Genomic DNA, 24,291 nt, shown 5'->3' with positions numbered 1-24,291 from the left:
CGGCTTATCGACGCAAAAACGGGCGTCTACATCCGGGCCACCAACAGGAGATTTGCCATGACCGATCTCGCGCAGGCCGAGACCTTCCAACTCGGCGACCGCACCGTGAAGCGCCTGGGCTACGGGGCCATGCAGCTCGCCGGGCCGGGCGTGTTCGGGCCGCCCAAGGACCGCGCGGCCGCGGTCGCGGTGCTGCGCGCGGCCGTGGCGGCGGGGGTCGACCACATCGACACGAGCGACTTCTACGGGCCGCACGTCACCAACCAGATCATCCGCGAGGCGCTGCACCCCTATCCGGACGGGCTCGTGATCGTCACCAAGGTCGGCGCCGAGCGCGGGGCCGACGCCTCGTGGAACCCGGCCTTCTCGGCCGAGGACCTCACCCGGGCGGTCCACGACAACCTGCGCAACCTCGGCGTCGACGCCCTCGACGTGGTCAACCTGCGCCTGATGTTCGACGTCCACGGCCCCGCGGAAGGCTCGATCGAGGCGCCGCTGACGGTGCTGGCGGATCTCCAGCGCCAGGGGCTGATCCGCCGGATCGGCCTGAGCAACGCGACGCCCCGGCAGGTCGCGGACGGGCGGCGGATCACCGACATCGTCTGCGTGCAGAACCAGTACAATCTCGCCCATCGGGGCGACGACGCCTTCGTCGACGATCTGGCGGCGGCCGGGATCGCCTACGTGCCGTTCTTCCCCCTGGGCGGGTTCAGCCCGCTGCAGTCGGACACCCTGTCGGCGGTGGCGGCCGGGCTGGGCGCGACGCCCATGCAGGTGGCGCTGGCGTGGCTGCTGCGCCGGTCGCCCAACATCCTGCTGATCCCGGGGACGTCGTCCCTCGGCCACCTCCGCGAGAACCTCGCGGCGGCCACGCTCGCGCTCCCGGATGAGGCGATGGCGGCGCTGGATCGGATCGGGGCGGCGTGAACGGTTTCCGTCCGGACGCTTCGGTTGGAGGCTCCCTCACCGTCACCACGAGCGCAGCGACGTGACCCAGGGCAGCGCGACGACGGTCGGCGTCGCGCCGTCTGGATCGCTTCGCTCCGCTCGCAAGGACGGCGGTGCGGAAAGGAGCGACCCGAGGCCTACTTCGCCGTCATGCCGGCCACCATCGGGCAGCCGCCCTCGCTCATCGGGCGGAAGGCCTGCTCGGCCGGGATCGTCTCCAGCACCTTGTAGAGATCCCACGCGCCCTTCGACTCGGACGGCGCCTTGGCCTCGAACAGGTACATCGGGTGGATCTTGCGCCCGTCCGGCCGGATCGTGCCCTTGCCGAACAGCGGGTCGTCGGTCGGCATCTCCTTCATCTTGGCGACCACGGCGGCGCCGTCCTTGGCCGAGTGCAGGGCCGCCACCGCCTTCAGGTAGTGCAGCGTGCTGGCGTAGACGCCCGCCTGGTACGAGGTCGGCTTCTTGCCGGGCATGCGCTTCTCGAACCGCTCCGCGAAGGCCCGGGTGCCGTCGTTGAGGTCCCAGTAGAACGAGGCGGTGAAGGCGAGGCCCTGCGCCACGTCCAGGCCCAGCGAGTGGATGTCGGTGATGGCGATCAGCAGGGCGGCGAGCGTCTGGCCGCCCTGGCGGATGCCGAACTCGTGCGCCTGCTTGATGGCGTTGGCGGCGTCGAGCCCGGCATCGGCGAGCCCGATCACCTGCGCGCCCGAGGCCTGGGCCTGGAGCAGGAACGAGGAGAAGTCCGGGTTCGGGAACGGCGTGCGCACGCCGCCGACGACCTTGCCGCCGTTCTTCTCCACCACCGCCTTGGTGTCGCGCTCCAGGGCGAGGCCGAAGGCGTAGTCGGCGGTGATGAAGTACCAGGACTTGCCGCCACGCTTGAGGATGGCCTTGCCGGTGCCGTTGGCCAGCGCCGCGGTGTCGTAGGTCCAGTGCACGGTGTTGGGCGTGCAGGCCGGGCCGGTGAGGTCGGCGGTGCCGCCGCCCGAGTTGATGAACGCCTTGTTCTTCTCCTTGGTGATCTGCGCGATGGCGAGCGCCACCGAGGAGGTCGGCACGTCGAACACCGCGTCGACGCCGTCGCGGTCGTACCATTGCCGGGTGATCGAGGCGCCGACATCGGGCTTGTTCTGGTGGTCGGCGGCGACGACCTCGACCTTCAGCCCGTGTTCCTCCGGCTTGAAGTCCTCGACCGCCATGCGGGCGGCCACCACCGAGCCCTCGCCGGTGGAGTCGAAGTAGACGCCGGAGCGGTCGTTCAGCACGCCGATCTTCACCGGCACGAGGTCGGCCGCGAGCGCCGCGCCGGCGCCGAGCGCGCACAAGCTCCCGAGCAGCGCCGCGGCGCGGTGGCGGAGCGTCATGTCTCTCTCCCTGTCGTGTCCACCCGGCGGCGTTGATCGCCGCTCGGAATGTTTCCGAAGGCAGAGTATCCGCGGCGGTCCGCGGCTGGAACGGGTGCGCGTGAGGATGCCGGCGATCCGTCAGGGGCAGCCCTCGCGAGGTGCTGCCCCCGTCTTTGCGAGCGGAGCGAAGCAATCCAGCAGCACCACGCTCGCCGAGGTCGCGCTGCCCTGGGTCGCTTCGCTGCGCTCGCGATGACGGGGAGCGGCGGCGATCGGCCTCTCAACCGCCCCGCGGCGTCAATCCAAACATCGCCCGCGCCTGATCGGGCGTGGCCGGCTCCCGGTCGATGTGGGCCAGCAGGCTCACCGCCTTCTCCACCAGGGCGGCGTTGCTCGGCGCGAGCGTGCCTCGGGACAGGTACAGGTTGTCCTCCAGCCCGACGCGGACGTTGCCGCCCATGCCGGCGGCGACCGCGAGGATCGGGAACTCCTCCCGGCCGATGCCGAAGGCTGACCAGACCGCGTCCTCCGGCAGTCGGGCGCGCATCGCCACGAGGGCCTCCGGCGTCGCGGGCGCCCCCCAGGGGATGCCGAGGCAGATCTGGAACAGCGGCGGGCGCGCCAGATGCCCCTCGGCGATCAGGTGCCGGGCCAGCTCGATCTGGCCGAGATCGAACACCTCGATCTCGGGCTTCACGCCCGCGTCGCGGATGTGGCCCGCCATCGCCCGCAGGTGGCCGGGGGTGTTGAGGAACAGGTGCTCGCCGAAATTCATCGTGGCGATGTCGAGGGTGCAGATCTCCGGCCGCAGCGCCCCGACATGCCGGGTGCGGGCCTCCGGTCCCACGAAGGTCGTGCCCGGGCCGGCGACCGACGGGTTGGGGTCGCCCGGCACGAACCGGCCTCCCGCCCCCGTGGTCAGGTTGAGGATCACGGCGTCGTTCTTCTCGCGGATCCGCTCCACCACCTCGCGGTAATGGGCGAGCTCCATGCTCGGCGCGGCCGTCTCGGGGTCGCGGACGTGGATGTGGACCACGGCCGCCCCGGCGGCGGCGGCCTCGAGGGCTGACTGCGCGATGGCCTCCGGGCTCACCGGCACGGCCGGGTTCTTCCGCGGCGTGTCGAAGGAGCCCGTGAGGGCGCAGGTGATGACGGTCGTGCTCGCCATGTTTGTGCTCCCCGAGCGTCAGATCGCTCCGCCGTCGACCGTGATGGTCTCGCCGGTGATGTAGGCCGCGCCCGCGCCCAGGAAGAAGATCGTCTCGGCGATGTCCTCCGGGCGGGCCATGCGGCCGAGCATCGTGCGCCCCACGGTCGAGGCCTTGCGCTCCTCCGACCAGGGCTCGGTCCAGGGCGTGGCGACGAGGCCGGGCGCCACCGCGTTGACGCGCACGTCCGGCGCCAGCGCCCGGGCGAGGCTGCGGGTCAGGTTGATCAGTCCGGCCTTGCTCGCCGAGTAGGCGACCGACGAGCCGCGCCGCCCGAGGCCGGCCACCGACGCGGTGTTGACGATGGCGCCGCGGCTCGCCTTGAGGGTCGCGGCCGCGGCCTTCGCGCAGCGGAACGGCCCGAGCAGGTTGGTCGCCAGGATCGTGGCCCAGAAATCCTCGGTCATCGCGTCGAGGTCCTCGAAGGCGATGGGCGTGGTCGTGCCCGACGTGCCGGCATTGTTGACGAGCACGTCGAGGCCACCGAGCCGGTCGATGCCGGCCGCCACCATCGCCTCGGCCTCGCCCGCCCGCGACACGTCGCCGGGCAGCGCGATCACCGAGAATCCGGCGCCGGCGAGCCGGGCGGCCTCTTCGGGGCCGCGGGGATCGTCCGGCAGGTGGTTCAGCGCCACGGTGGCGCCGTTGCGGGCGAAGATCGCGACGGTCGCGAGCCCGATCCCCGACGAGGCTCCGGTGACGAGGACGCGCCGTCCGGACAGGTCCGCTCCGATCATGATCCCTCCATCCGGCCGATCCCGGCCATCGCCGCCTTGAGCGCCAGGAGCTTGCGGTCGCGTTCGCGGAACAGCTCTTCCGGCGGCCGCCCGCCCCAGTCGAAATAGCCCTTGCCGGCCATCACCCCGGTCCGGCCCTCGGCGCAGAGGGCGTCGAGGGTCTCGGAGCGGGTGCGAGGCGGCGGCGGCGCGTAGCTGCCGTTGGCGAGCGCCCGCTGCGTCAGCTCCAGGCCGGTGAAGTCCGCCTTGGCGAGGTGGCCGAGGATCGGGATGCGCAAGGCGAGCCCGTGGATGATCGCGTCGTCGATGTCCTTCGGCGCGGCGACGTCCTCGTCGAGGAGCCGGAACACCTCGGCGCTGATCGCCTGCTGGATGCGGTTGGCGACGTAGCCCGGGATGAAGCGCTTCAGCACGATCGGGACCTGGCCCAGGCCGCGCACGAACTCGGCCATGGCGGCGACGACCGCCGGGTCCGTGCCGGGCCCCGGCACCACGTCGACGAGGTCGACGATGTAGGGCGGCGTGTACCAGTGCAGGATCAGCGCCCGCGCCTGCCGGGCTTCCGGGATCAGCGGGAAGACGTCGAGGTAGCTGGTGTTGCTGGCGAGGATCGCGTCGGCCGGGCAGAGCCGGTCCAGCTCGGAGAAGAGCGCGCGCTTGGCCTCCGGGTTCTCGGTGATCGCCTCGATCACGAGGCCGGCGCCCGAGACCGCCGCGTCGAGCGCCGCCTCGACCCGGACGGCCCGGGCGAGCCGCGCGGCATCCCAGCCCTCCGGGGCGGCGCCGGCCTCCCGCAGGGTCGCGAGGGCGGATTCCATCAGGCCGGGGATCCGCGCCCGGGTCTCGGGCCGCGTGTCGGTGATCCGCACGCCGTGGCCGGCGAGCGCCAGCACCAGGGCGATGCCGTGCCCCATCACGCCGCCGCCGACGATCGCGATCTCGCCCATGCCGCACGCTCCTGTCCCTGCCCCGGGCTCCTCTCGCGGGAATCCTCGGGTCGTCCGTCCGGCCTCAGCCGCCGCGCTGGTCCCGGCGCATCATGAAGGCCAGCTTCTCGAACAGGCTGACATCCTGCTCGTTCTTCAGGAGCGCCCCGTGCAGCGGCGGGATCAGCTTGCGGCCGTCCTGCTCGCGCAGGGTCTCGGGGGTGATGTCCTCGGAGACGAGGAGCTTCAGCCAGTCGAGCAGCTCCGAGGTCGAGGGCTTCTTCTTGAGGCCCGGGACCTCGCGCATCGCCAGGAAGGTCCGCAGGGCCTCCTCGACGAGGCGGTGCTTGATGCCCGGATAGTGGACGTCGACGATGCGCTGCAGCGTCTCGGAATCGGGGAACTTGATGTAGTGGAAGAAGCAGCGGCGCAGGAACGCGTCCGGCAACTCCTTCTCGTTGTTCGACGTGATGATCACGATCGGCCGGCGCACGGCCTTCACGGTCTCGCCGGTCTCGTAGACGTGGAACTCCATCCGGTCGAGTTCGGTCAGCAGGTCGTTGGGGAACTCGATATCGGCCTTGTCGATCTCGTCGATGAGCAGGACCGGGCGCTCGGGCGCGGTGAACGCCTCCCAGAGCTTGCCGCGCCGGATGTAGTTGGAGATGTCCGAGACCCGAGGGTCGCCGAGCTGGGAGTCGCGCAGGCGCGAGACCGCGTCGTACTCGTAGAGCCCCTGCTGCGCCTTGGTGGTCGACTTGATGTTCCAGACGATCAGCGGCGCGCCCAAGCCCTTGGCGATCTCTTCGGCCAGCACGGTCTTGCCGGTCCCGGGCTCGCCCTTCACGAGGAGCGGCCGCTCCAGGACCACGGCGGCGTTGACCGCCGCGGTGAGGTCGGGGGTCGCGACGTAGGTCTCGGTTCCGGAAAAGCGCATCGCGGTCTCGGAGAGAGGGGCTCGGGCCAAGGGGTAGCGCGCCGCGCCGCCGGGCCGCAAGCGCCGTCCCCGTCCGGCCGTCCCAGTCGGTGCCGGCTGATGCGCCCGCCCGATGGTCCACGCCGTCATCACGAGCGAAGCGAAGTGACCCAGAGCAGCGGGACGTTCGGAGGCGGGGCGCTACCCTGGATTGCTTCGCTTCGCTCGCAAGGACGGTGGCGCCGCGAGCGATCTCAGCCCTTCTCGTGCCAGACGCAGTTCCGGGCGAGGATCTCGAGGTTGACGTCCGACTTCTGCGGCTGCGGCAGGGTCTTGCCGTCCATGGCCAGGTCGATCTTGATCTCGACCTGGCCCTTCGCCTCGTTGGAGCGGCGGGAGAAGTAGCAGTACTGCTGGTAGGGCTGCTCGGCGCTGTCCTTGAAGTTCCAGCCGGTCACGATCTGCCCGTCGAGGTAGGGCACCTGCTTGAACACCGTGAAGGTCGTGTTCACCGCGGCCTTGGAGGCCGGGGCGGCGTCGTTGCCGAGCTGCGCCTTGGTGGGCGTCGGCGTCGCCGGCGCCTTGGGCAGGCCCTCGAGCTTGAGGGTGTTGTCGGTGAGCGTGACTTCGCCCTTGGTCTTCAGGGTCACGTCCGAGAGCGCCGCCTGCATGGCGGCGGCGATCTTCTCGGCGGCGGTGTCGAACTGGTTCAGGGTCGCCCAGCCGTAGGCCGCCGCGCCGACGCCGATGCCCGCGAGGCACGCGAAGGCGCCGAAGCCCAGCGCCCGGAACAGGAAGGCCCGGGCCGCGACGTAGCTCGAATCCGCCCGCAGGCGGGAATTCACCTGCTGGGCGAGGGCGATGTTCTCGGGGGTCCCGCTCGCGACGTAGTTCATGCGCCGGCTCCAGCGGCAGGGAGGGTCGGGCCCGGATGGGTCTGGTTCGGCAGCGCCTGCTGGCCCTGGGCCGGCCGGTTCATCGGGATCACCGCGCCCGACGCGTTGGCGGCGCGCGGCAGGATCGGCTCGGGGTGCGAGCGCAGGGCGTCGGCGATCGCGTCGAGCATGTAGGGGGCCGCCTCCGGGTTCACGGCGGCGCCGAGATCGTCCTCGTCCATGAAGGTCCGGCGGGTCGAGACCGCGCAGAGCGCCAGGATCGTCGACGCGAAGGCGGCGCAGACCGCGGGCAGGAACACGAAGATCCGCAGGAAGGCGTGGACCTGGCTCTCGGTCACGTCGATCGGGTCGACGCCGTAGACCATGGCGGTGAAGGAGTGGAGCTGCGAGCGGTTGACCGCGTTGCGGTAGCCCTGCTCGGCATCGGCCACGCGGCGGTCGGCGGCGCCCGGATCGAGGGCGGCGCGCGCCTTGCGGGCCTCCTCCAGGTCCTTGATCATCCCGGCGCGGTCGGCGGACGCCTTGGCGACGCCCTGCGACAGGGCGGCGACGCGGGGATCGGCCACGCATTTCAGGTTCTGGTACTTCCGGCCCTTGCTGTTGGTGCCGAAGACCCGCTCGCAGCGCTGGGCCGGGAGGCCGGCGAGCTGCTGGGCGTTGTCGGCGGAGCGCTTCTCGATCTGGTCGAGCTCGGCCGTGTACTGCGCCACGCGCTCGTCGGCCGCCTTGATCCGGTCGCCGATCGTGGCGCGGTCGGCCTGGGCGTCCTTCAGGGCGGTCTTGGTCCGGGCCGCCTCCATCAGGCGGGGATGGAACATCATCTCGCCGAGCTGCGACACCGACTTGGTGGTCACGCCCGCCGCGAAGATGATGCCCAGCACGGCGAGGCCGCGCACGAAGTAGGAGCGCTGGGTCCGGGCCAGGATGCCGAGCGGCACGCGGCACAGCTCCACCGCGGCGTAGACCAGCGGCGCCAGCAGCATGAAGTAGAAGGCGTGCCAGTCGCCGTCGCTGTAGACGCCCGCGAACAGCCACGCGCCCCACAGCGAGGCGCCGATCACCATGAACTCGACGAGGTACGCGATCGCCACGTAGCCCCACTTGATGCGGTAGCCCTTCTCGACGTGGCGCTGGTGCCGCCAGCGGTCCGACTCGAGCTTCCACTCGCGCTTCTCGCGCTCGAGGTCGCGGCTGGGGGGCGCTGCCGGACCGGCAAATATCGATTTGATGGAGATCATCGGCCTCGTCGCATCCATCCGGTCCAGTTCCGGGCCGAGCCCGGCCGAGCTTAACCCCCGGTTAACTCAGGCGTGTATGCGCGCATTGTGCCGATTTTGGGCCGCGTTGCACGCCTTCACCGCATGCCTCCTTTGGATGCCGTCCGCATCCCGCGTGCCGGTGACCGAAATGTCTCACCCGCGCCTGTATCCGGCTTGTGTCGGAACGCACGTCCGCGGGACCGGTCGCCGGCCGAATCCGGTTGCTCCGAGGGCGCCGCCGACCCATGATCGCGCGGCCGTGAGCGGCGCTCCCCACCCCCGAGAGACGAGGTTCGATCCGCCGCCGATGCCAGAGGTCCACGCCGGCTCCTACAAGGAAGCGATCCTGTTTCTCGTCACAGCGGGCATCGTGGTGCCGCTGTTCCACCGCCTGCGGATCTCGCCGGTGCTCGGCTTCATCGGCGCCGGGGCCCTGCTCGGACCCTTCGGCCTCGGCCGGCTGGCCGACACCTATCCCTCCGTGCACCTCTTCACCATCGGCAACCGGGCCGAGATCTCGCACCTCGCCGAGTTCGGCGTGATCTTCCTGATGTTCATGATCGGGATCGAGCTGTCGTGGGAGCGCCTGCGGGTGCTGCGCCGGCTGGTCTTCGGCCTCGGCTCCCTGCAGGTGGGCTGCTCCGCGCTGATCCTCGGGGCGATCCTCTACGGGCTCAACGTGCCGCTCACCGGCGCGGTGATCGTCGGCATCGGCCTCGCGCTGTCGTCGACCGCGGTGGTCCTGCCGGTCCTCGCCGAGCAGAAGCGGCTGAACGCGCCGACCGGGCGCACGAGCTTCGCGGTGCTGCTGTTCCAGGACCTAGCGGTGGCCCCGGCCCTGTTCGCGATCGCGGTGCTCGGCCGCGACGACGGCGGCGACAAGGGCTGGGCCCTCGCCCTGGCGCTGGGCCAAGCGGCGATCGCGCTGGCCCTGATCGTGGTGGCGGGCCGCCTCGCCCTGCGCCCGCTGTTCCAGCTCGTGGCGCGCACGCGCTCCACCGAGCTGTTCATGGCCGCCTGCCTGCTGGTCATCGTCGGCACGGCGCTGACCGCGGCGGCGAGCGGCCTGTCGATGACGCTGGGCGCCTTCGTGGCCGGCCTGCTGCTGGCCGAAACCGAGTACCGCCGGGCCATCGAGGCGACGATCGACCCGTTCAAGGGCCTGCTGCTCGGCGTGTTCTTCGTCTCGGTGGGCATGAACCTCGACCCGGCGCAGCTGATGGCGACGCCGGGGGCGATCATCGGCCTGTCGCTGGCGCTGGTCCTGATCAAGGCCGCCGTGGTGATGATGGCGGCCCCCGTGCTGAAGATCCCCCGGCCGGTGGCGCTGGAGACGGCGCTCCTCCTCGGTCCGGGCGGCGAGTTCGCCTACGTGCTGATCGGCGGCGCCATGGCCACCGGCCTGGTGCCGGAGGAGGTCGGCGCGGCGGCCCTCGTGGTGACCACGGTCACGATGATCATGATCCCGGCGCTCGCCGCCGTCGGCCGCCGGCTCAAGCTGCGGGCGACCGCCAGCGCCCAGGCCACCGCCAAGGCGGAGCCGGTGCCGGAGCGCGTGGGGAACCGGGTGATCGTCGCGGGGTTCGGCCGCGTCGGCCGGCAGGTCGGCGAGATGCTGGAGCGGCACAAGATCCCGTACATCGCCCTCGATTCCGACGCCGCGCGGGTGGCCGAGCAGCGCCGTGCCGGGGCGCCGGTCTATTTCGGCGACAGCGGCAACACCGAGATGCTGCGCCGCTGCGACATCGCCACGGCCCGGGCGCTGGTCGTCACCCTCGACAATCCCCGCGCCGTCGAGGCGGCGGTGGCGGCGGCCCGCGCCGAGCGGCCGGACCTGACCATCGTGGCCCGGGCCCGCGACGCCCGCCACGCCTCCTCGCTCTACGAGCTCGGCGTCGACGACGCGGTCCCGGAGACGATCGAGGCCTCGCTGCAGCTGTCGGAGGCCGTGCTGGTCGATGTCGGCGTGCCGATGGGGCTGGTGATCGCGTCGATCCACGAGCGGCGGGACGAGTACCGCGCCCTGCTGAAGAAGCGCGAGGGCGAGTCGAAGCCGATCTTCCGGGCCCGCCGGACCGTCGGGAAGGCACTCGGCAAGGCCCCGGTCAAGCGGGAGCCCGAGCGCCAGGAGGCGGCCGGCCAGGAGGCCTGAGGGGGCGGCCTAGAGGGGGCGGCCTGAGGGGGCGGCCTGAGGCGGGAGATCCGAGCGGAGGTCCCGGGGGCCCCGCTCAGATCAGGACCGGGTGCGCGTCCTCGTGCTTGGCCCGCCGCGCCGCGCGGCTGCGCGGCGCCGGCTCGAACCCGTCGGCGAAGCTGCACCGGTAGACCAGCTCGTCCGCCGGCCCGAGGCCGGTGACCAGGGGCACCGTCACGGTGTCGCCGGAGAAGCGCCAGCCGCGGGCGCCCTTGTCCCAGTAGAGCCAGACCGTCCCGGGATAGCCCCGCAGGGTGAAGACCGCGGCCTTGCGCGACAGGGCCTGCACCGCCCGCGGGGCGTACATGCCCTTGTCGCGGTAGGCGTCCCGGGTCGCCTCCGGCTGGCGGTCCATGAAGGTGTTGCGCACCAGCTGAATCGTCGCCCCCGGCTTCCCGAGAAACCGCTTGAATTCCGTCAGATTCCGCAGGATGACCGCCATCGCAGGTCTCCTCGCTAGCTCCGTGTCGGCCGCGCTGCCGCGTCCGCACACACTCGATGTCCCGAGTTGAGCGATTCCCATGACCGATTGAGTGACTGGGCGAGGCTTGTCCGGTCACATATCAACAGATTCGACGACTTATGCCCAGGTTATGAGTCCCATCGGGTCGGAGAGACTCGTTTGGGCGCCGGAATCGGCGCTGCCGACGGGGCTGAATCTTGTCGACCATCGGCGAAGACTCGGAAGTCCTTCGGAAAAGTCCTGCCACGCTCGGCGGCGCGCCGACCGATTCGCGCGGGCTTGACCCGGACGCCCGGCTGGCGCGTTCTCCCGGCATGCTGCTGCAGTTCTTCACGGCCCTCCGGGACGCCAAGGTCCCCGTCTCCCTGAAGGAGTACCTGACCCTGCTCGGCGCCCTGGACCGGGGCCTCGCGGAGCACGACGTCGAGGCGTTCTACTTCCTGTCGCGCACCGCGCTCGTGAAGGACGAGGCGCATCTCGACCGGTTCGACCGGGTGTTCGGCACGGTGTTCAAGGGGCTGGAGACCCTGGGCGAGGCGGTCGAGCCCGCCGCGATCCCGGAGGAATGGCTCAGGAAGCTCGCCGAGAAGTACCTGACCGAGGCCGAGAAGGCGGAGCTGAAGGCGCTCGGCTGGGACAAGCTGTTCGAGACCCTGAAGCAGCGCCTCGCCGAGCAGAAGGGGCGCCACCAGGGCGGCTCGAAATGGATCGGGACCGGCGGCACCTCGCCCTTCGGCGCCTACGGCTACAATCCCGAGGGGATCCGCATCGGCCAGGACGGCAACCGCAACTTCCGGGCGGTGAAGGTCTGGGACAAGCGCGAGTTCAAGGACCTCGACGACGACCGCGAGATCGGCGCGCGCAACATGCGCCTGGCGCTGCGGCGCCTGCGCCGCTTCGCCCGGACCGGCGCGGCGGAGGAGCTCGACCTCGACGGCACGATCCGCGCGAGCGCCCGCCAGGGCTACATCGACGTGAAGCTGCGGCCGGAGCGGCGCAACGCCGTGAAGGTGCTGCTGTTCCTGGACGTCGGCGGCTCGATGGACTGGCACATCGAGCAGGCGGAGGCCCTGTTCTCGGCGGCGCGCTCGGAGTTCAAGCACCTCGCGCACTACTACTTCCACAACTGCCCCTACGAGGCGGTCTGGACCGAGAACCGGCGGCGCCACGAGGCCAAGACGCCGCTCCTCGACGTGATCCGCACCTACGGCAGCGACTACCGGCTCGTCTTCGTGGGTGACGCCTCGATGAGCCCCTACGAGATCGCGACGCCCGGCGGCTCCGTGGAGCACTGGAACGAGGAGGCGGGCGCCACCTGGATGCAGCGGCTCCTCGACCATTTCCCGAAGGCGGCGTGGCTGAACCCGGTGCCCGAGACGCACTGGGGCTACACCCAGTCGATCGGCATGATGCAGCGGCTTGTCGCCGGTCGGATGTTCCCCCTCACCCTGGACGGGCTCGACGCCGCGGCGCGGGCGCTGGTGCGATGACAGGTGCCTTTACGGCCTCACAGCGCGACGCGACCGGAGGCGATGCCGTCCTCGCGAGCGCAGCGAAGCGATCCAGCAGCGCCGCATACGCGGACGTCGTGCCACCCTGGGTCGCTTCGCTGCGCTCGCGAGGACGGGCGGGGATCGCGCGACCGAGACGGTTTCCGTCTCAGCCCTGCTGGGACGGCGTCGTCACCACGAGGCCGTCCATCGCCGGCGTGATCTTGATCTGGCAGGAGAGGCGGGAATTCTCGCGGACGTCGCTGGCGAAATCCAGCATGTCCTGCTCCATGTCCTGCGCCTTGCCGACCGTGTCGATCCAGGCGTCGGCCACGTAGACGTGGCAGGTGGCGCAGGCGCAGGCGCCCCCGCACTCCGCGTCGATGCCCGGGACGTTGTTGCGCATAGCCGTCTCCATCACGGTCGCGCCGACGCTGCCTTCGACGGTCCGTTCCGTCCCGGCGTGGTCGACGTAGGTGATCTTGGGCATGCTGGGGGCTCCGGGCTCGCGTCGAGCGCAATCTGTCCGACGGGCGGCGTGCCTGCTTGGCGGCTGGAAACGCGGAATGCAAGCGCGGCATTAGACACCGGTCCCGGATCGATCGCCGCATTGGGCGACACCGTCAGGCGCGCGCCTCCGCGATCTCCGCCAGCGCCCGCGCGACCGCGGCCGCGAGGTCGTCGACCGGCACCGCCCCGGTGCCGGCGCGCAGGCGCGTCTCCGCGGCGTCCGCGAGCGCCCGCACGTGGATCGCCCCGACGCCCGCGGCCGAGCCCTTCAGGGTGTGGGCGAGGTCGGCGCGCTGCGCCCGCGGCAGGGCCGGGTCGGCGAGGCGCGGCAGGATCGACCGGCACTGGCCGGCGAACAGCTCCAGAACCTCACGGGCCAGATCGGCGTCGCCGCCGGTCTGGGCCTCGAGTTCCGCGGGGTCGATGGCCTGCATGCTCGGGCTCCCGGCATCCGGATTCGTCGGGGATTGCGGATCTGATCCACACAATTCACCCCCTGATTCGCCGGGTGGGGATCGCGCCCGACCCCTCCCCTGCGGCAGGATGGTGGAGGCGGCGAGCGACGGGCCCGGTAACCATTCGGTTAACCTTTTCTGGGGCCGGTCGAGGGCTCGGGTATCGGCAGTCGCTGCCCGAGTTTAGTCTTGTAATGGTAAACGGGGCGTTGCGTCTCCGGCTCAAGCCTCTCCAGGCGCCGGTGAACCCGTGTAACGAGGCGTTGTATGGCGACCGAGAAGAAGCTGAAGGACCCGGCCGAGGCCGCGCTCTCTGCGATCGAGCAGGCGCTGAACCTCGACGCCCTGACGCCGAACGGCACCGACGGCCGCGCCGAGCCGCGCCTGCCCGATGTCGGTGACGCCGACCCGCTGCGCGACGGCGGTCTCGACGCCGGCCGGACCATGCCGCCGCGCCTCGACCTCGACCCGCCGCTCGCCTCCGACCTGCCGCCGCCGGGCCTGGACCGCCCCCGCCGCGAGGGCGGCCTCCTGCCCCCCGACCGCTCGCTCGTGGCCAACGACGACCGGCGCAACATCGGCATCCTGCAGCAGACCCTGCGGGTGCGCTCCTCGCCCAAGCCCTACCTGCTCGCCCTCGCGGCCGGCGCCGTCTGGATCGGCGCCCTGGTGCTGGTCGCGTGGTCGAAGTCCGACGGCGACCTGCGCGCCGTCCTGTCGGGCCTCTCGGCCCTCCAGGCGAGCGTCGGCGCCGCGGCCCTGTTCGGTCCGGTGGTGCTGTTCGTGATCGCCGCCATGCTGGCGGTGCGCGCCCAGGAGATGCGCCTCGTCGCCCGCGCGGTCGGCGAGGTCGCAGTGCGCCTGGCCGAGCCCGAGAGCTTCTCCACCGACGCGGTCCTGACCATGTCGCAGACCGTGCGCCGCGAGGTGGCGGCGGTGGGCGACGGCGTCGAGCGGGCGCTCGCCCGGGCCGGCGAGCTGGAGACCCTGGTGCGCGGCGAGATCGCCACCCTGGAGCGGGCCTATTCCGACAACGAGATCCGGATCCGCTCCCTCGTGGACGAGCTGGTGGCCCAGCGCGAGGCGATCGTCACCAACGCCGAGCGGGTGCGCAGCGCCATCACCGGGTCGCACCAGAGCCTGAGCCAGGACCTGGAGGGTGCCTCCGACCGGATCGTCTCCGCGGTGACCGGCGCGGGCGAGCGCGTGACCGGCGCGCTGGAGACCCGCGGCGCCGCGATCACCGCCTCCCTGGGCGAGGCCGGCGACCGGGTGGTCAACCTGATGACCGCCCGCGGCAGCGACCTGATCGACACGCTGGCGGCCACCAGCCAGGAGGTGCGCGGCAGCTTCCAGGAGGTCGGCGAGACCCTGACCCGCAGCTTCGAGGACCGCGCCGGCACGGCGACCGGCGCCTTCCAGGCCGCCGGCACCGCCCTGGCCGAGCGCCTGTCGGAGAATGCCGGCGCCCTCACCCGGACCCTGGAGGAGACCGGCAGCCGCGTGAGCGACGCGCTGGAGCGCCAGGCCGGCACGGTGCGCGAGACCTTCGAGCGCTCCGTGACGGGGCTCGAATCCGCCTTCCTGTCGCGCGGCTCGGAGCTGACCGAGCGCTTCGGCGCGATGGGCGCCGAGATCACCGCCCGCTTCGCCGAGACCGGCTCGGCCCTGACCCAGGACATCGCCGGCCGCGGCCTCGCGCTGCGCGCCGAGATCGAGAGCGCCGGCCTGTCGGTCGCCGAGACGATCGAGGGCCGCGGGCGCGACGCCCAGGCCGCCCTGGCGCTCGCCGCCAGCGGCGCCGGCGAGACCCTGGCGGCCCGCGCGGGCGCCGTGCGCGACGACCTCGTCGGCACCGCCGAGCGGATCGCCGAGGCCCTGTCGGAGCGCGGCGGCGCCCTCGCCGAGCGGATGGACGGCATCGCGGCGCGCCTCGACGAGACCGTGACGGTCCGGGCCGCGGACCTGGAGCACCGGGTCGCGGCGGCGGCCGAGCAGGCCGGCGGCAGCATCGCGCACCGGACCGAGACGGTCGCGGCCAACCTCGAGGCCGCCTTCGCGGCCCTGGGCCGGGGCTTCGAGACGGGGGCCTCCTCCGCGGTCCAGTCGCTGCGGGGCACCGTCGAGGGCCTGTCGGGCGAGATCGACGGCCGCACCGCCGAGGCGGTCGCGGCGCTCCGGCGCGGGGCCGAGGCGGCCACCGATGCCCTGCGCGGCACGGCCGAGGACGCCACCGGCGCGGTCGAGGCCCGGACCCTCGAGGCCGTGCGGGTGTTCGAGCGCCGGGTCGCGGATTCCGCCGCCGCCCTGTCGGCGCGGACCGAGGAGGCGGCCGCCGCGCTGCGGGCCGCCGCCGATCAGGCGAGCCAAGCCGCCGAGACGCAGACGCGGGACGCCGCCGCCCGGCTCGCCGCGGCCCTGGACACCCTGCGCAACGCCTCCGGCGAGGTCACCGGCGCGGTCGAGGCCGAGACCGCGATCCTCACCGCCCGGTTCCGCGACGCCGCCGACCGGGCCGGCACCGAGCTCGGCGCCCGCGGCACGGACGCCGTCGCGGCGGTCCGCGCCGCCCTGGACGATCTCAACCGCGAGCTCGCCGCCCGGACCGGCGACGCCACCGGCAGCCTCGCCGAGGCCGCCCGCGCGATCTCGGCCGACCTCGCCGCCCGGATCGGCGAGATGGAGGCGGCCTTCGGCGAGCACGGCCGGAGCGTCGCCGAGCTGCTCGCCGGCCACGCCGACGAGACCCAGGCCCGGATCAGCGGCACCGGCCGCGACATCGTGCTCGCCGTGGCGAGCCAGGGCGCCCGCATCGCCGACACCCTCAGCCAGACCGGCGCGAGCTTCGCCGAGACCGCCGACGGCCGGGTCCGGGCGATCGACGAGACGCTGGGCAACCGCCTCGCCGCCCTGCAGGAGACCATCGCCCGCGGCGACATCCTGGCCGACCGAATCAACCGCGACACCGCCGCGCTGGGCGAGACTGTCGGCGCCCGGCTGGAGGAGATGGACCGCCTCCTCACCGGCAAGGGCGAGGCCGTCGCCGAGACGATCGCCACCCGGGCCCGCGAGGCCGGCAGCCTGATCGAGACCCATCTCGGCGGCCTGGAGACGCGCTCGGCCGAGCGGGCCGCCGCCATCGCGGCCGCCGTGGCGGCGCTGGTCGGCCAGATCGACGACCATCTCGGCAGCCGCGCGAACGCCGTGGACGACGCGCTGCGCGCCCGGACCGACGAGATGGCCCGCGTCATGGCCGAGGGCCATCGCGGTCTGATGGAGATGCTGGAGGGCCGCACCTCCGGGCTCGGCCAGGACATCGCCCGCCACACGGGCGAGATCGCCCGGCGGATCGAGGAGAGCGCCGGCCATTTCGACACCGGCGTCATCGGCCGCCTGCAGGCGATCGCCGAGACCCTGGACCAGCGCGCCCGCCTCGTGGACGAGAGCTTCGGCGTCCAGGCCTTCGAGGCGATCCGCCTGATCGAGGCGCGCACCCGCGCGGTGGACGAGGAGCTGGCCGGCCGGACCCGCGACCTCGTGGCGATGATCGCCGACCGGACCGGCGGCCTCGACGGCGCCATGGCCGAGCGCGTCCGCGCCCTCACCGGCACCATCGAGGAGGCCACCCGCGGCCTCGAGGCCGCGCTGGCGAACCGCGCGGATTCGATGATCCGCCTGGTGGACGAGCGCACCGAGAACGCCGACGCGGCGCTGGCCGCCCGCACCGAGGCCGTGCACGCGGCCTTCGCGGAGCGCGCCGACCTCATCGGCCGCCTGATCGACGAGCGCATCGCCGCCATGTCGGGCGAGCTCGACGAGAAGGGCCGCGCCGTGTTCGGGGCGATCGGCGGCCGGATCACCGAGCTCGCCCGCCTGCTCGACCGCGGCGGCACCTCGCTGGCCGAACTCATCGACCAGCGCGGCGAGAGCGTGCTCGCCAAGCTCCAGCAGACCATCGCGGACGCCGAGCGGATGCTCGATGCCGGCGAGGGCCGCCTGGGCCACACCCTGTCGAGCCGCACGGCCGACATCAGCGGCCTCCTCGACGAGGGCGTCCGCTCGGTCCACACCCTGCTGGACGACCGGACCAACCAGATCCGCGTCCTGCTGGACGACCATGCCGGCACCCTGGCCGCCACCCTGGACGGCCGGATGGGCCCGATCCACGAGGCGCTGGACGGCCGCGGGCAGGCGATGGTCGCCGCCCTGGAGGGCGCGTTCGGCTCCGCCACCGGCGCCCTCGACGACCGCACCCGCCAGCTCGGCAGCCTGTTCGACGAGCGGCTGGGCCACCTCGAGAGCTTGGTCGACGGCCGCGGCACCCGCCTCGCCGACACCCTCACCGCCCGGGCCCAGGCCCTGCGCACCCTGTTCGAGGAGGCTCAGTCGGCCCTCGACGGCGTGGTCGAGGGCGGCGGCGGCCGCTTCGCCGCCGCGGTCGACGCCCGCATTCAGTCCCTCCGCGCGGTGCTGGAGGAGGCGCCCGCCGCCGTCTCCGCGCTGGTGGAGACCCGCGAGCGCCAGCTCGCCGCCACCCTCGACGCCCGCACGCAGCGCCTCCACACCCTGTTCGAGGAGGCCCAGGCCGGCCTGCGCGACCTCGTGGACGGGCGCGGCCAGGAGGTCGCCGACGCCATCGCGGCCCGGACCGAGGGCCTGCGCACGACCCTCGACGCGGCGCCCGCCCAGATGGCGGATCTGCTGGACACCCGCCTGTCCGACCTTCAGGGCCTGTTCGAGCGGGCGCAGGGCGAGATCGACCGCCTCGTGGACACCCGCGGCCGCCAGATCGCCGGCACGATCGAGCACCGCACCCAGGCGCTCCAGACCACGATCGAGGGCGTGAACCCGGCGATCGCCGGCCTGCTCGAGGAGCGCGAGAACCGCCTCGCCGAGACCCTCAAGGAGCGGACGGGCGAGCTGCAGACTCTGTTCGACCGGGTGCAGAACCGCCTCGGCGCCCTTGTCGAGGGCACCGGCCGCGACGTGTCCGAGCGGGTCGACGCGCGCGTCGAGACCCTGCGGGCGACCTTCGAGCAGGCGCGCGCCGCGATCGAGGGCCTGCTGGAGGACCGCGGCCAGGCCCTGGTGGCGGCCGCCGAGGGCCGGACCGGCGCCCTGGTGGAGGTGTTCGACGCCCGCCTGCGCGCCCTCGACGGTGCCGTCGAGGGCCGGACCGGCGCCCTGGTCGAGACCTTCGACGCCCGCCTGCGCGCCCTGGACGGCGCCGTCGAGGGCCGGACCGGCGCCCTGGTCGAGACCTTCGACGCCCGGCTGCGGGAGCTGGACGGCGTGGTCGAGGGCCGCACCGCGGCCCTGGCGCAGGCCGTCGAGGCGCAGAGCGAGGCCCTGGCCCGCGGCGTCGACGCCCGCGCCGACGCCTTCACGCAGCGCATCGACAGCCGCATGCGGCTGTTCGCGACCCTGGTGGCGCAGCGCGCCGACACCCTGGCCACCGCCTTCGACGACCGCCACGAGGCCTTCGCGGGCCTCATGGACGAGCGCACGGCGTCCCTGGTCGCCGCCCTCGACGAGCGGGCCCGCGCCCATGCCGAGCAGGTCGAGGCCCACAACGCGGCCCTGGCCGAGACGCTCAGCCGCCGCGAGGCCGCGCTCGCCGGCCTGATCGACGCCCGCACCGAGGCCCTCGGGGCCGGGTTCGAGCGCCGCGCCACGGCGCTCGGTGCCCTGGTCGACGCCCGCGGCGAGGCCCTGTCCCGCCGCCTCGCCGAGAGCGCCGAGACCCTGGTGCGCGCCATCGAGGAGCGCGGCGGCGCGCTGCTCGCCAGCGTCGAGGGCAGTGGCCGCGCCGTCGGCGACAGCCTGGAGGGCCATGTCGAGCGCCTGCGCAGCGCCATCGACGGGCCGATGATGGACCTGTCGCGGGCCCTGTCGGACCGGGCCGAGGCGATCGAGCGGACGCTCGCCGAAACCGGAATGCCGCTCGCCGAGAGCCTGCGGGAGCGGACCGAGGAGCTGGCCGTGCAGTCGCGGGCCTCGGCCGAGCTGCTGCGCGCCGCCGTCGAGGACGGCGCGGGCCGCACGCTCTCGGAGCTGTTCGAGACCAACGACCGGATGGGCCGCGAGCTCGGCGCGCTGCTGCAGCGGATCGAGGCCGCCAACACGGCGCTGACCGACCTCGTGGCCGGCGCCGACACCAACCTCGGCGCGATCGAGCAGGGTCTCGCCGGCCGGATCGAGCAGGTCCAGGGGGCGCTGGAGCGCATCGCCGCCGAGACCGGCCGGGCCAGCGCCGGCGTCTCGGCCCAGGTCGAGGCCCTGCGCGGCGCCGCCGACGGGGCGCTCAGCGAGGCCTCGCGCCTCGCCGAGACCCTCGACGGCCGCGGCCGCTCCCTCGGCGAGCAGACCGCCGCGCACGTGGCGGCCCTCGACCGGGCCGCGGCCTCGCTGGCGGCCATCGAGGAGCGCCTGGACTCGGCCCTGTCGGGCCGCGAGACCAAGCTGACCGAGGCTCTGGCCGCGTTCGAGGCCCGGGCCGCCGCCCTGGAGCAGAACGGCACCGCCCTGGCCCAGACCATCGAGCAGACCCTGCGCGCCGCCGAGGAGCGTGCCCGCAGCGTCGGCGAGTCCCTGGCCCAGTCGGCCCAGGGCGCCGGGGCCTCGGTGACGAGCGCCTTCGCCGACCTGAAGGACAGCGCCAGCGCCGAGGGCGAGAAGGCCGCCCAGGGCGTCCGGCAGGTCATCGAGGAGGCGGCCCGCGAGATGCGCAGCGGCTTCCAGGAGGCCCAGGCCAGCTTCGGCGACTCCTTCTCGGCCCTGCGCGAGATGGCGGGCTCGATCCGCGGCGAACTCGACGCGACCCGCGCCGAGCTCGCCAAGGGCGTCCTCGAGCTGCCGCGCGAGACGCAGGACGCAACCGGCGAGATGCGCCGGGTGGTAGCGGACCAGATCAAGGCCCTCAACGAGCTGTCGTCCCTGGTCTCCCGCTCCGGCCGCTCGGTCGACGTCGCCCAGCCGCAGGCGCAGCCCCAGCGCCGGGTCGCGGAGAGCGGCGGCCGCGCCGTCGCGGCGGCGGCGCCCGCCGCGGCCCCGGTCGCACCGGCGATGCCGACGGCGGCCCCCGCGGCTCCGGCCCTGCCGGCGCCCGCGGCGACGCCGCGGCCCGCCGCGGCCAAGATCGAGGCGCCGCGCCCGTCCGCGACCGCCCGCCCGGCGCAGGCCGGCGACAAGCGCGGCTGGCTGTCCGACCTGCTGACCCGCGCCTCGCTGGACGACGACGAGGAGCCGGCGGCCGACGCGCCGGCCGCCGCCCCGGCGCCCGCGCCGGCGGCCCGCCGCCCCGCGGTGGCGGCCGCCGAGACCGGGCGGATCGCCCTCGACACGATCTCGACCGACATCGCCAAGATGATCGAGCACCGGACCGCGGTCGACCTGTGGGAGCGGTACCGCCGGGGCGAGCCGAACCTGTTCGACCCGCGGATCTACACGCCGCAGGGCCGGGCCACCTTCGCGGAGATCCAGCGCCGGTACAGGACCGACGCGGAGTTCCGCCGCAGCGTCGACCGCTACGTCAGCGAGTTCGAGCGCCTGCTCGGCGACGTGGTCAAGAACGACAGCGACGCCAAGCGCACCGACGCCTACCTGACCTCGGAGACCGGCAAGGTCTACACCATGCTGGCCCATGCCAGCGGGCGCTTCGACGGGGCGTAGGACCGATCCCGCCGGGGCCGCTCGCGGCGCCGGCGGGCGCCTGACCGGGGGCGACGAGACCCGTCGCGCCCTCACAGCAGGCCGAGGCCGACCAGCTCGCGCCGCAGGGCCTCGGGCATCTCGGCGAGGTCTCCCGAGGCCTCGGCCCCGAGATCGGCCGGCGCGTCGCTGGCCGTCAGGTAGCGCCAGCCCTGGAACGGCCGGTAGGGCCGGGGCGCCACCGGGACGAGCCGGGGATCGAAGACCAGCCGGCAGCGCGGGATGCCGTCCGCGTCGGTGAGCGGCTCGATCGCGGTGATCGCCTGCCGGCAGGACAGCGTCCCGCGGATCACCCAGTAGATCGAGCCCTGACCGGTGATCTCCCGGTGGCGCTTGGGCAGGGTGCGGGTGACGTGGAACGGCGCCGCTTGCCGGCCGTCCCGGAGCGCCTCCGCGCGGAAGCGGGCCTGCCGGGCCTCGAGATCGGCGATGGTGGCGGGGCCGACGCAGAGCTTGATCAGGTGCAGGGCCACGGATGCGCGTGCTCGGGGGTGCCGGGGGCGCCCCTGATAGCAGGGTCCGCGCCGGCGCGCGCCTGTCGAACTGCGCCGGAGCGCCGGCGCCGGGCCGGACCCGTCAGGCGAAGAGCGCGAGCCGCTGCTCCGGCGTCAGCGCGTCGATCTCGGCGAAGCTCAGGGCCGGCTCCTCCGGCGGCATCGCCGGCTGGGGCGCCGCCGCGACGGTCTCGCCCCAGGTGAGGTCGACCACGTCCGGCGCGATGTCCTCCTCGACGTCCGCCTCGACGTCCGCCTCGAACGCCTCCTCGATCGCGGTGGCGGGCTCCGGCGCGTCCGCGGCGGACGGATCGGCGACGGGAAGGGAGGCGACCTCCGGAGCCGGCTCCGGCTCCGGGGCGGCCTCGAGATCGACCGCCCAGTCCGCTTCCAGATCGGCCTCCGAGCCGGCCTCCAAGCCGGCCTCTAAGTCGGCCGCGGGTGCGGCCTCCGACCCGTCCCCCGGCGCGGCGAGGTCCGGCTCCGGGGCGAATGCCAGCGCGGCCACTCCCCCCGGCTCGGACACGGCGTCCGGCTCGGCCTCTGCCACCGGCTCCGGCGCGGCCGGCGCTTCGGCCGCGACCTCTGTCTCCGGCTCGGCCTCCGGCGCCCGGGCCTCCGCCTGGACCGGCAGGAACACCAGATCCTCGTGCAGCGCCGGGCTGCCGGGGCGGGCCACGAGGGCCGCCACCGTGACGGCCGGCACGTCCATGGCGATGTAGCGGTCGATGTCGCTCTGGTTCAGATCGGCCGGCTCGCCGGCCGGCCGCGCGCCCCGGTGGGGCGGCACCCGGACCGCGTCCTCGCCCCAGATGGCGATCATCGCGGAGACCCGGTCCTCCAGGTAGCGCAGGGTGTAGACGATCCGGGCGGTGCGCTGCGCGGTCAGGTCCTGGAAGGAGCAGGCGGTGTAGATCGCGGTCGCGTGGCGGTCGAGGGCGTCGCAGGCCTGCGCTTCGGCCCCGTGCTCGCGCAGGGTCCAGGCCGCCTCCTGGATCGACTCGGCGGCGCTGAGGATGTCGGAGGTGGCCTGCTCGGTCTCGCGCACGATGGCGTCGAGGGCGAGGGACGCCTGCGTCAGCCGGGTCTCGTCGCCGTTCGGGGTGTTGAGCGCCGCGATCTCGCCCTTGGTCCGGCTGATCGCGTCGGCCATATCGAGGAGATTGCCGCGCAGGTGCCCGAAGGCCTCCTGCCCGCGGTCGGCGGTGACGCTCCGCTCCAGCCGCGCGATCGCCCCGAGCAGCACCTCGGTCTCGGCGCCCCGGTTGCGCCGGGCGTACTCGGCGAGGAACCAGCGGCCGCGCTCGCTGGCGCTGATCGTCGCCTCGATCGCCTCGTACTCGGCCGAAGCGTGCGCGCTCGGGTTGACGGAACCGAACATGGGCCTCTCTGGACGCTGAATGCGGGCGCGGCGGCGGCCCCGATGCGCGCCAATCGCGGCGAATTTGACAGAGGGCCTTTAACGGGCGCTTACGGACGCCGTCCCGGTCCCACCTCCCTGCTCACCCCGCTCGTCGAGACCCGCCTTGCCCCGCCCGTCCGGCCCGGCGCGCCTGTCGCTGCTCTACGCCGTGGTGTTCACCGAGATCGGCATCGCGATGCCGTTCATGCCCCTGTGGCTCGACGCCCTGGGGCTCGATGCCCGGGTGATCGGTCTCCTCCTCGCCCTGCCGATCGCCACGCGGATCGCCGCCACGGCGCCGCTGATGAGCCTCCTCGACCGCGGCCTCGGGCCCCGGCGGCTGATCCTGCTCGGCAGCCTCGCCCTGAGCCTGACCTACGCGCTGATGCCCGCCGCGGCCGGGATCGGGTGGCCGCTGCTGGCCGGGCTGATCGTGCTCAACGCGGTCGCCGGCGCGCCGCTCGTGCCCTGCATCGACTACCTGACGCTCGCGGCCGTGCGCCAAGACGCCCGCCTGACCTACGCGCGGATCCGGATGGCGGGCTCCATCGCGTTCCTGCTGGCGAACCTCGCGGGCGGGCTGCTGCTGACGGCGCTCGGCGGCCGGCTCGCCGTGCCGCTGCTCCTGACCGGCCTCGCCCTCGGCGCGGGTCTGGTGGCGTGGCGCAGCCGCGCGGTGGCGGCCCTGCCGCCGTCGGCGGCGGGCGACGGCCGGACGCGGCTGCCGCGGCGGCTCTGGCTGTGCATCGGCGCGGCGGCCGCGATCCAGGCGAGCCACGGGGCGATCTACGGGTTCGGCAGCATCTACTGGACCGGCCAGGGCATCCCGCCGACCTGGGTCGGCGCGCTCTGGGCGACCGGGGTGCTGGCCGAGATCGCCCTGTTCGCCGGCCTCCCCGCCCTGCCCGCCGCCTGGCGCGGCCCGGTGCGGCTCCTCGGCGCCGGGGCCGTCGCGGCGATCCTGCGGGCGATCGGCATGTACCTCCTCGGCGACCATCTCGCCGCGCTGGTGCCGCTCCAGTGCCTCCACGGCCTGACCTTCGGGGCGACCCAGCTCGGCGCCATGGCGGCGGTCTCGGCCTACGCCCCCGACGGCGCGCGGGGCCGGGCGCAGGGCACGCTCAGCGCGGTCAATGCCGGGATCTCGGTGGTCGCGACCCTGGGGAGCGGCGTCGCCTACCGGGCCGGCGGCCCCCTCGCCTTCCTGCTGATGGCGCCGCTCGCCGCCGCCGGCCTGGGCCTCGCCCTGGCGTCCCGCCGCGCGCGGGGGGTGAGGTTGGAGACGGATCGTCAACCGTAATGTCGTCATAACCGCCGGGCAGGGTGGTGCCTCG

General features: G+C 73.6%; 17 protein-coding genes. 5 read left to right on the top strand and 12 right to left on the bottom strand.

Annotated elements, in window-relative coordinates:
• The first annotated feature begins 57 nt into the window (after nt 1–57).
• Entirely contained in the window at nt 58–927 is an 870-nt protein-coding gene (locus tag H288_RS0109520) for an aldo/keto reductase family oxidoreductase (RefSeq protein ID WP_020092357.1), read from the top strand.
• 158 nt (nt 928–1,085) lie between these two features.
• On the opposite strand, the gene H288_RS0109515 is transcribed toward H288_RS0109520, so the two are convergent.
• From H288_RS0109515 to H288_RS0109485, 7 genes are all read right to left on the bottom strand, one after another.
• Nucleotides 1,086–2,315 (bottom strand): ABC transporter substrate-binding protein, encoded by a 1,230-nt coding sequence (locus H288_RS0109515; RefSeq protein ID WP_020092356.1) that lies wholly within the window; start codon nt 2,313–2,315, stop codon nt 1,086–1,088.
• A gap of 262 nt (nt 2,316–2,577) precedes the next feature.
• Nucleotides 2,578–3,465: a 3-keto-5-aminohexanoate cleavage protein gene (locus tag H288_RS0109510; RefSeq protein ID WP_020092355.1), complete on the bottom strand. Its 888-nt coding sequence runs from the start codon at nt 3,463–3,465 to the stop codon at nt 2,578–2,580.
• A gap of 18 nt (nt 3,466–3,483) precedes the next feature.
• Nucleotides 3,484–4,242: an SDR family oxidoreductase gene (locus tag H288_RS0109505; RefSeq protein WP_020092354.1), complete on the bottom strand. Its 759-nt coding sequence runs from the start codon at nt 4,240–4,242 to the stop codon at nt 3,484–3,486.
• The gene (locus H288_RS0109500) at nt 4,239–5,189 is read right to left on the bottom strand and encodes a 3-hydroxyacyl-CoA dehydrogenase family protein (protein ID WP_020092353.1); all 951 of its coding nucleotides are present in this window, start codon (nt 5,187–5,189) and stop codon (nt 4,239–4,241) included. The genes H288_RS0109505 and H288_RS0109500 overlap by 4 nt, the downstream gene beginning before the upstream one ends.
• Nucleotides 5,190–5,253: 64 nt before the next feature.
• Nucleotides 5,254–6,105 carry a MoxR family ATPase gene (locus H288_RS0109495; RefSeq protein ID WP_020092352.1) on the bottom strand — a complete coding sequence of 284 codons (852 nt, stop codon included), beginning with the start codon at nt 6,103–6,105 and terminating at the stop codon, nt 5,254–5,256.
• 233 nt (nt 6,106–6,338) lie between these two features.
• Entirely contained in the window at nt 6,339–6,980 is a 642-nt protein-coding gene (locus H288_RS0109490) for a hypothetical protein (RefSeq protein ID WP_020092351.1), read from the bottom strand.
• On the bottom strand, nt 6,977–8,236 hold the full coding sequence (locus tag H288_RS0109485; protein WP_020092350.1) for a hypothetical protein: 1,260 nt from the start codon (nt 8,234–8,236) through the stop codon (nt 6,977–6,979). Before H288_RS0109485 ends, H288_RS0109490 begins: the two co-directional genes overlap by 4 nt.
• Nucleotides 8,237–8,546: 310 nt before the next feature.
• On the opposite strand from H288_RS0109485, the gene H288_RS0109480 reads away from it, so the two are divergent.
• Nucleotides 8,547–10,391 (top strand): cation:proton antiporter, encoded by a 1,845-nt coding sequence (locus H288_RS0109480; RefSeq protein WP_020092349.1) that lies wholly within the window; start codon nt 8,547–8,549, stop codon nt 10,389–10,391.
• A 76-nt stretch (nt 10,392–10,467) separates the two neighbouring features.
• Here the strand turns inward: H288_RS0109480 and H288_RS0109475 are convergent, their stop codons facing one another.
• Nucleotides 10,468–10,875 carry a hypothetical protein gene (locus H288_RS0109475; protein ID WP_020092348.1) on the bottom strand — a complete coding sequence of 136 codons (408 nt, stop codon included), beginning with the start codon at nt 10,873–10,875 and terminating at the stop codon, nt 10,468–10,470.
• A gap of 335 nt (nt 10,876–11,210) precedes the next feature.
• Here H288_RS0109475 and H288_RS0109470 point away from each other — a divergent pair, with 335 nt between their 5' ends.
• Nucleotides 11,211–12,386, top strand: a complete 1,176-nt coding sequence (locus H288_RS0109470; protein WP_020092347.1) for a VWA domain-containing protein — start codon at nt 11,211–11,213, stop codon at nt 12,384–12,386.
• Between the two features lie 169 nt (nt 12,387–12,555).
• Here the strand turns inward: H288_RS0109470 and H288_RS0109465 are convergent, their stop codons facing one another.
• Complete coding sequence (locus tag H288_RS0109465) at nt 12,556–12,876, bottom strand: 2Fe-2S iron-sulfur cluster-binding protein (protein WP_020092346.1); 321 nt, start codon at nt 12,874–12,876, stop codon at nt 12,556–12,558.
• Between the two features lie 133 nt (nt 12,877–13,009).
• The gene (locus tag H288_RS0109460; protein ID WP_020092345.1) at nt 13,010–13,330 is read right to left on the bottom strand and encodes an Hpt domain-containing protein; all 321 of its coding nucleotides are present in this window, start codon (nt 13,328–13,330) and stop codon (nt 13,010–13,012) included.
• Nucleotides 13,331–13,618: 288 nt separating this feature from the next.
• On the opposite strand from H288_RS0109460, the gene H288_RS0109455 reads away from it, so the two are divergent.
• Nucleotides 13,619–21,022, top strand: coding sequence for a hypothetical protein (locus H288_RS0109455; RefSeq protein WP_020092344.1), 7,404 nt, complete (start codon nt 13,619–13,621; stop codon nt 21,020–21,022).
• Nucleotides 21,023–21,093: 71 nt separating this feature from the next.
• On the opposite strand, the gene H288_RS0109450 is transcribed toward H288_RS0109455, so the two are convergent.
• Both H288_RS0109450 and H288_RS0109445 read right to left on the bottom strand, forming a co-directional pair.
• Nucleotides 21,094–21,534 (bottom strand): DUF1489 domain-containing protein, encoded by a 441-nt coding sequence (locus H288_RS0109450; protein ID WP_020092343.1) that lies wholly within the window; start codon nt 21,532–21,534, stop codon nt 21,094–21,096.
• A 103-nt stretch (nt 21,535–21,637) separates the two neighbouring features.
• Nucleotides 21,638–22,936 carry a hypothetical protein gene (locus H288_RS0109445; RefSeq protein ID WP_020092342.1) on the bottom strand — a complete coding sequence of 433 codons (1,299 nt, stop codon included), beginning with the start codon at nt 22,934–22,936 and terminating at the stop codon, nt 21,638–21,640.
• Between the two features lie 145 nt (nt 22,937–23,081).
• On the opposite strand from H288_RS0109445, the gene H288_RS0109440 reads away from it, so the two are divergent.
• Nucleotides 23,082–24,257, top strand: coding sequence for an MFS transporter (locus tag H288_RS0109440; protein ID WP_020092341.1), 1,176 nt, complete (start codon nt 23,082–23,084; stop codon nt 24,255–24,257).
• Nucleotides 24,258–24,291 lie beyond the last annotated feature (34 nt).

The sequence above is a fragment of the Methylobacterium sp. 285MFTsu5.1 genome (assembly GCF_000383455.1).
Taxonomy (GTDB): domain Bacteria; phylum Pseudomonadota; class Alphaproteobacteria; order Rhizobiales; family Beijerinckiaceae; genus Methylobacterium.
The sequence above is the reverse complement of the archived record's forward strand: the minus strand, read 5'-3'. Positions and strand labels throughout refer to the sequence as shown.

Bases quoted from the DNA above. Each gene is read 5' to 3' on its own strand.
- H288_RS0109520 (WP_020092357.1), top strand. From the start codon at position 58: ATGACCGATCTCGCGCAGGCCGAGACCTTCCAACTCGGCGACCGCACC.
- H288_RS0109515 (WP_020092356.1), bottom strand. From the start codon at position 2,315: ATGACGCTCCGCCACCGCGCCGCGGCGCTGCTCGGGAGCTTGTGCGCG.
- H288_RS0109510 (WP_020092355.1), bottom strand. From the start codon at position 3,465: ATGGCGAGCACGACCGTCATCACCTGCGCCCTCACGGGCTCCTTCGAC.
- H288_RS0109505 (WP_020092354.1), bottom strand. From the start codon at position 4,242: ATGATCGGAGCGGACCTGTCCGGACGGCGCGTCCTCGTCACCGGAGCC.
- H288_RS0109500 (WP_020092353.1), bottom strand. From the start codon at position 5,189: ATGGGCGAGATCGCGATCGTCGGCGGCGGCGTGATGGGGCACGGCATC.
- H288_RS0109495 (WP_020092352.1), bottom strand. From the start codon at position 6,105: ATGCGCTTTTCCGGAACCGAGACCTACGTCGCGACCCCCGACCTCACC.
- H288_RS0109490 (WP_020092351.1), bottom strand. From the start codon at position 6,980: ATGAACTACGTCGCGAGCGGGACCCCCGAGAACATCGCCCTCGCCCAG.
- H288_RS0109485 (WP_020092350.1), bottom strand. From the start codon at position 8,236: ATGGATGCGACGAGGCCGATGATCTCCATCAAATCGATATTTGCCGGT.
- H288_RS0109480 (WP_020092349.1), top strand. From the start codon at position 8,547: ATGCCAGAGGTCCACGCCGGCTCCTACAAGGAAGCGATCCTGTTTCTC.
- H288_RS0109475 (WP_020092348.1), bottom strand. From the start codon at position 10,875: ATGGCGGTCATCCTGCGGAATCTGACGGAATTCAAGCGGTTTCTCGGG.
- H288_RS0109470 (WP_020092347.1), top strand. From the start codon at position 11,211: ATGCTGCTGCAGTTCTTCACGGCCCTCCGGGACGCCAAGGTCCCCGTC.
- H288_RS0109465 (WP_020092346.1), bottom strand. From the start codon at position 12,876: ATGCCCAAGATCACCTACGTCGACCACGCCGGGACGGAACGGACCGTC.
- H288_RS0109460 (WP_020092345.1), bottom strand. From the start codon at position 13,330: ATGCAGGCCATCGACCCCGCGGAACTCGAGGCCCAGACCGGCGGCGAC.
- H288_RS0109455 (WP_020092344.1), top strand. From the start codon at position 13,619: ATGGCGACCGAGAAGAAGCTGAAGGACCCGGCCGAGGCCGCGCTCTCT.
- H288_RS0109445 (WP_020092342.1), bottom strand. From the start codon at position 22,936: ATGTTCGGTTCCGTCAACCCGAGCGCGCACGCTTCGGCCGAGTACGAG.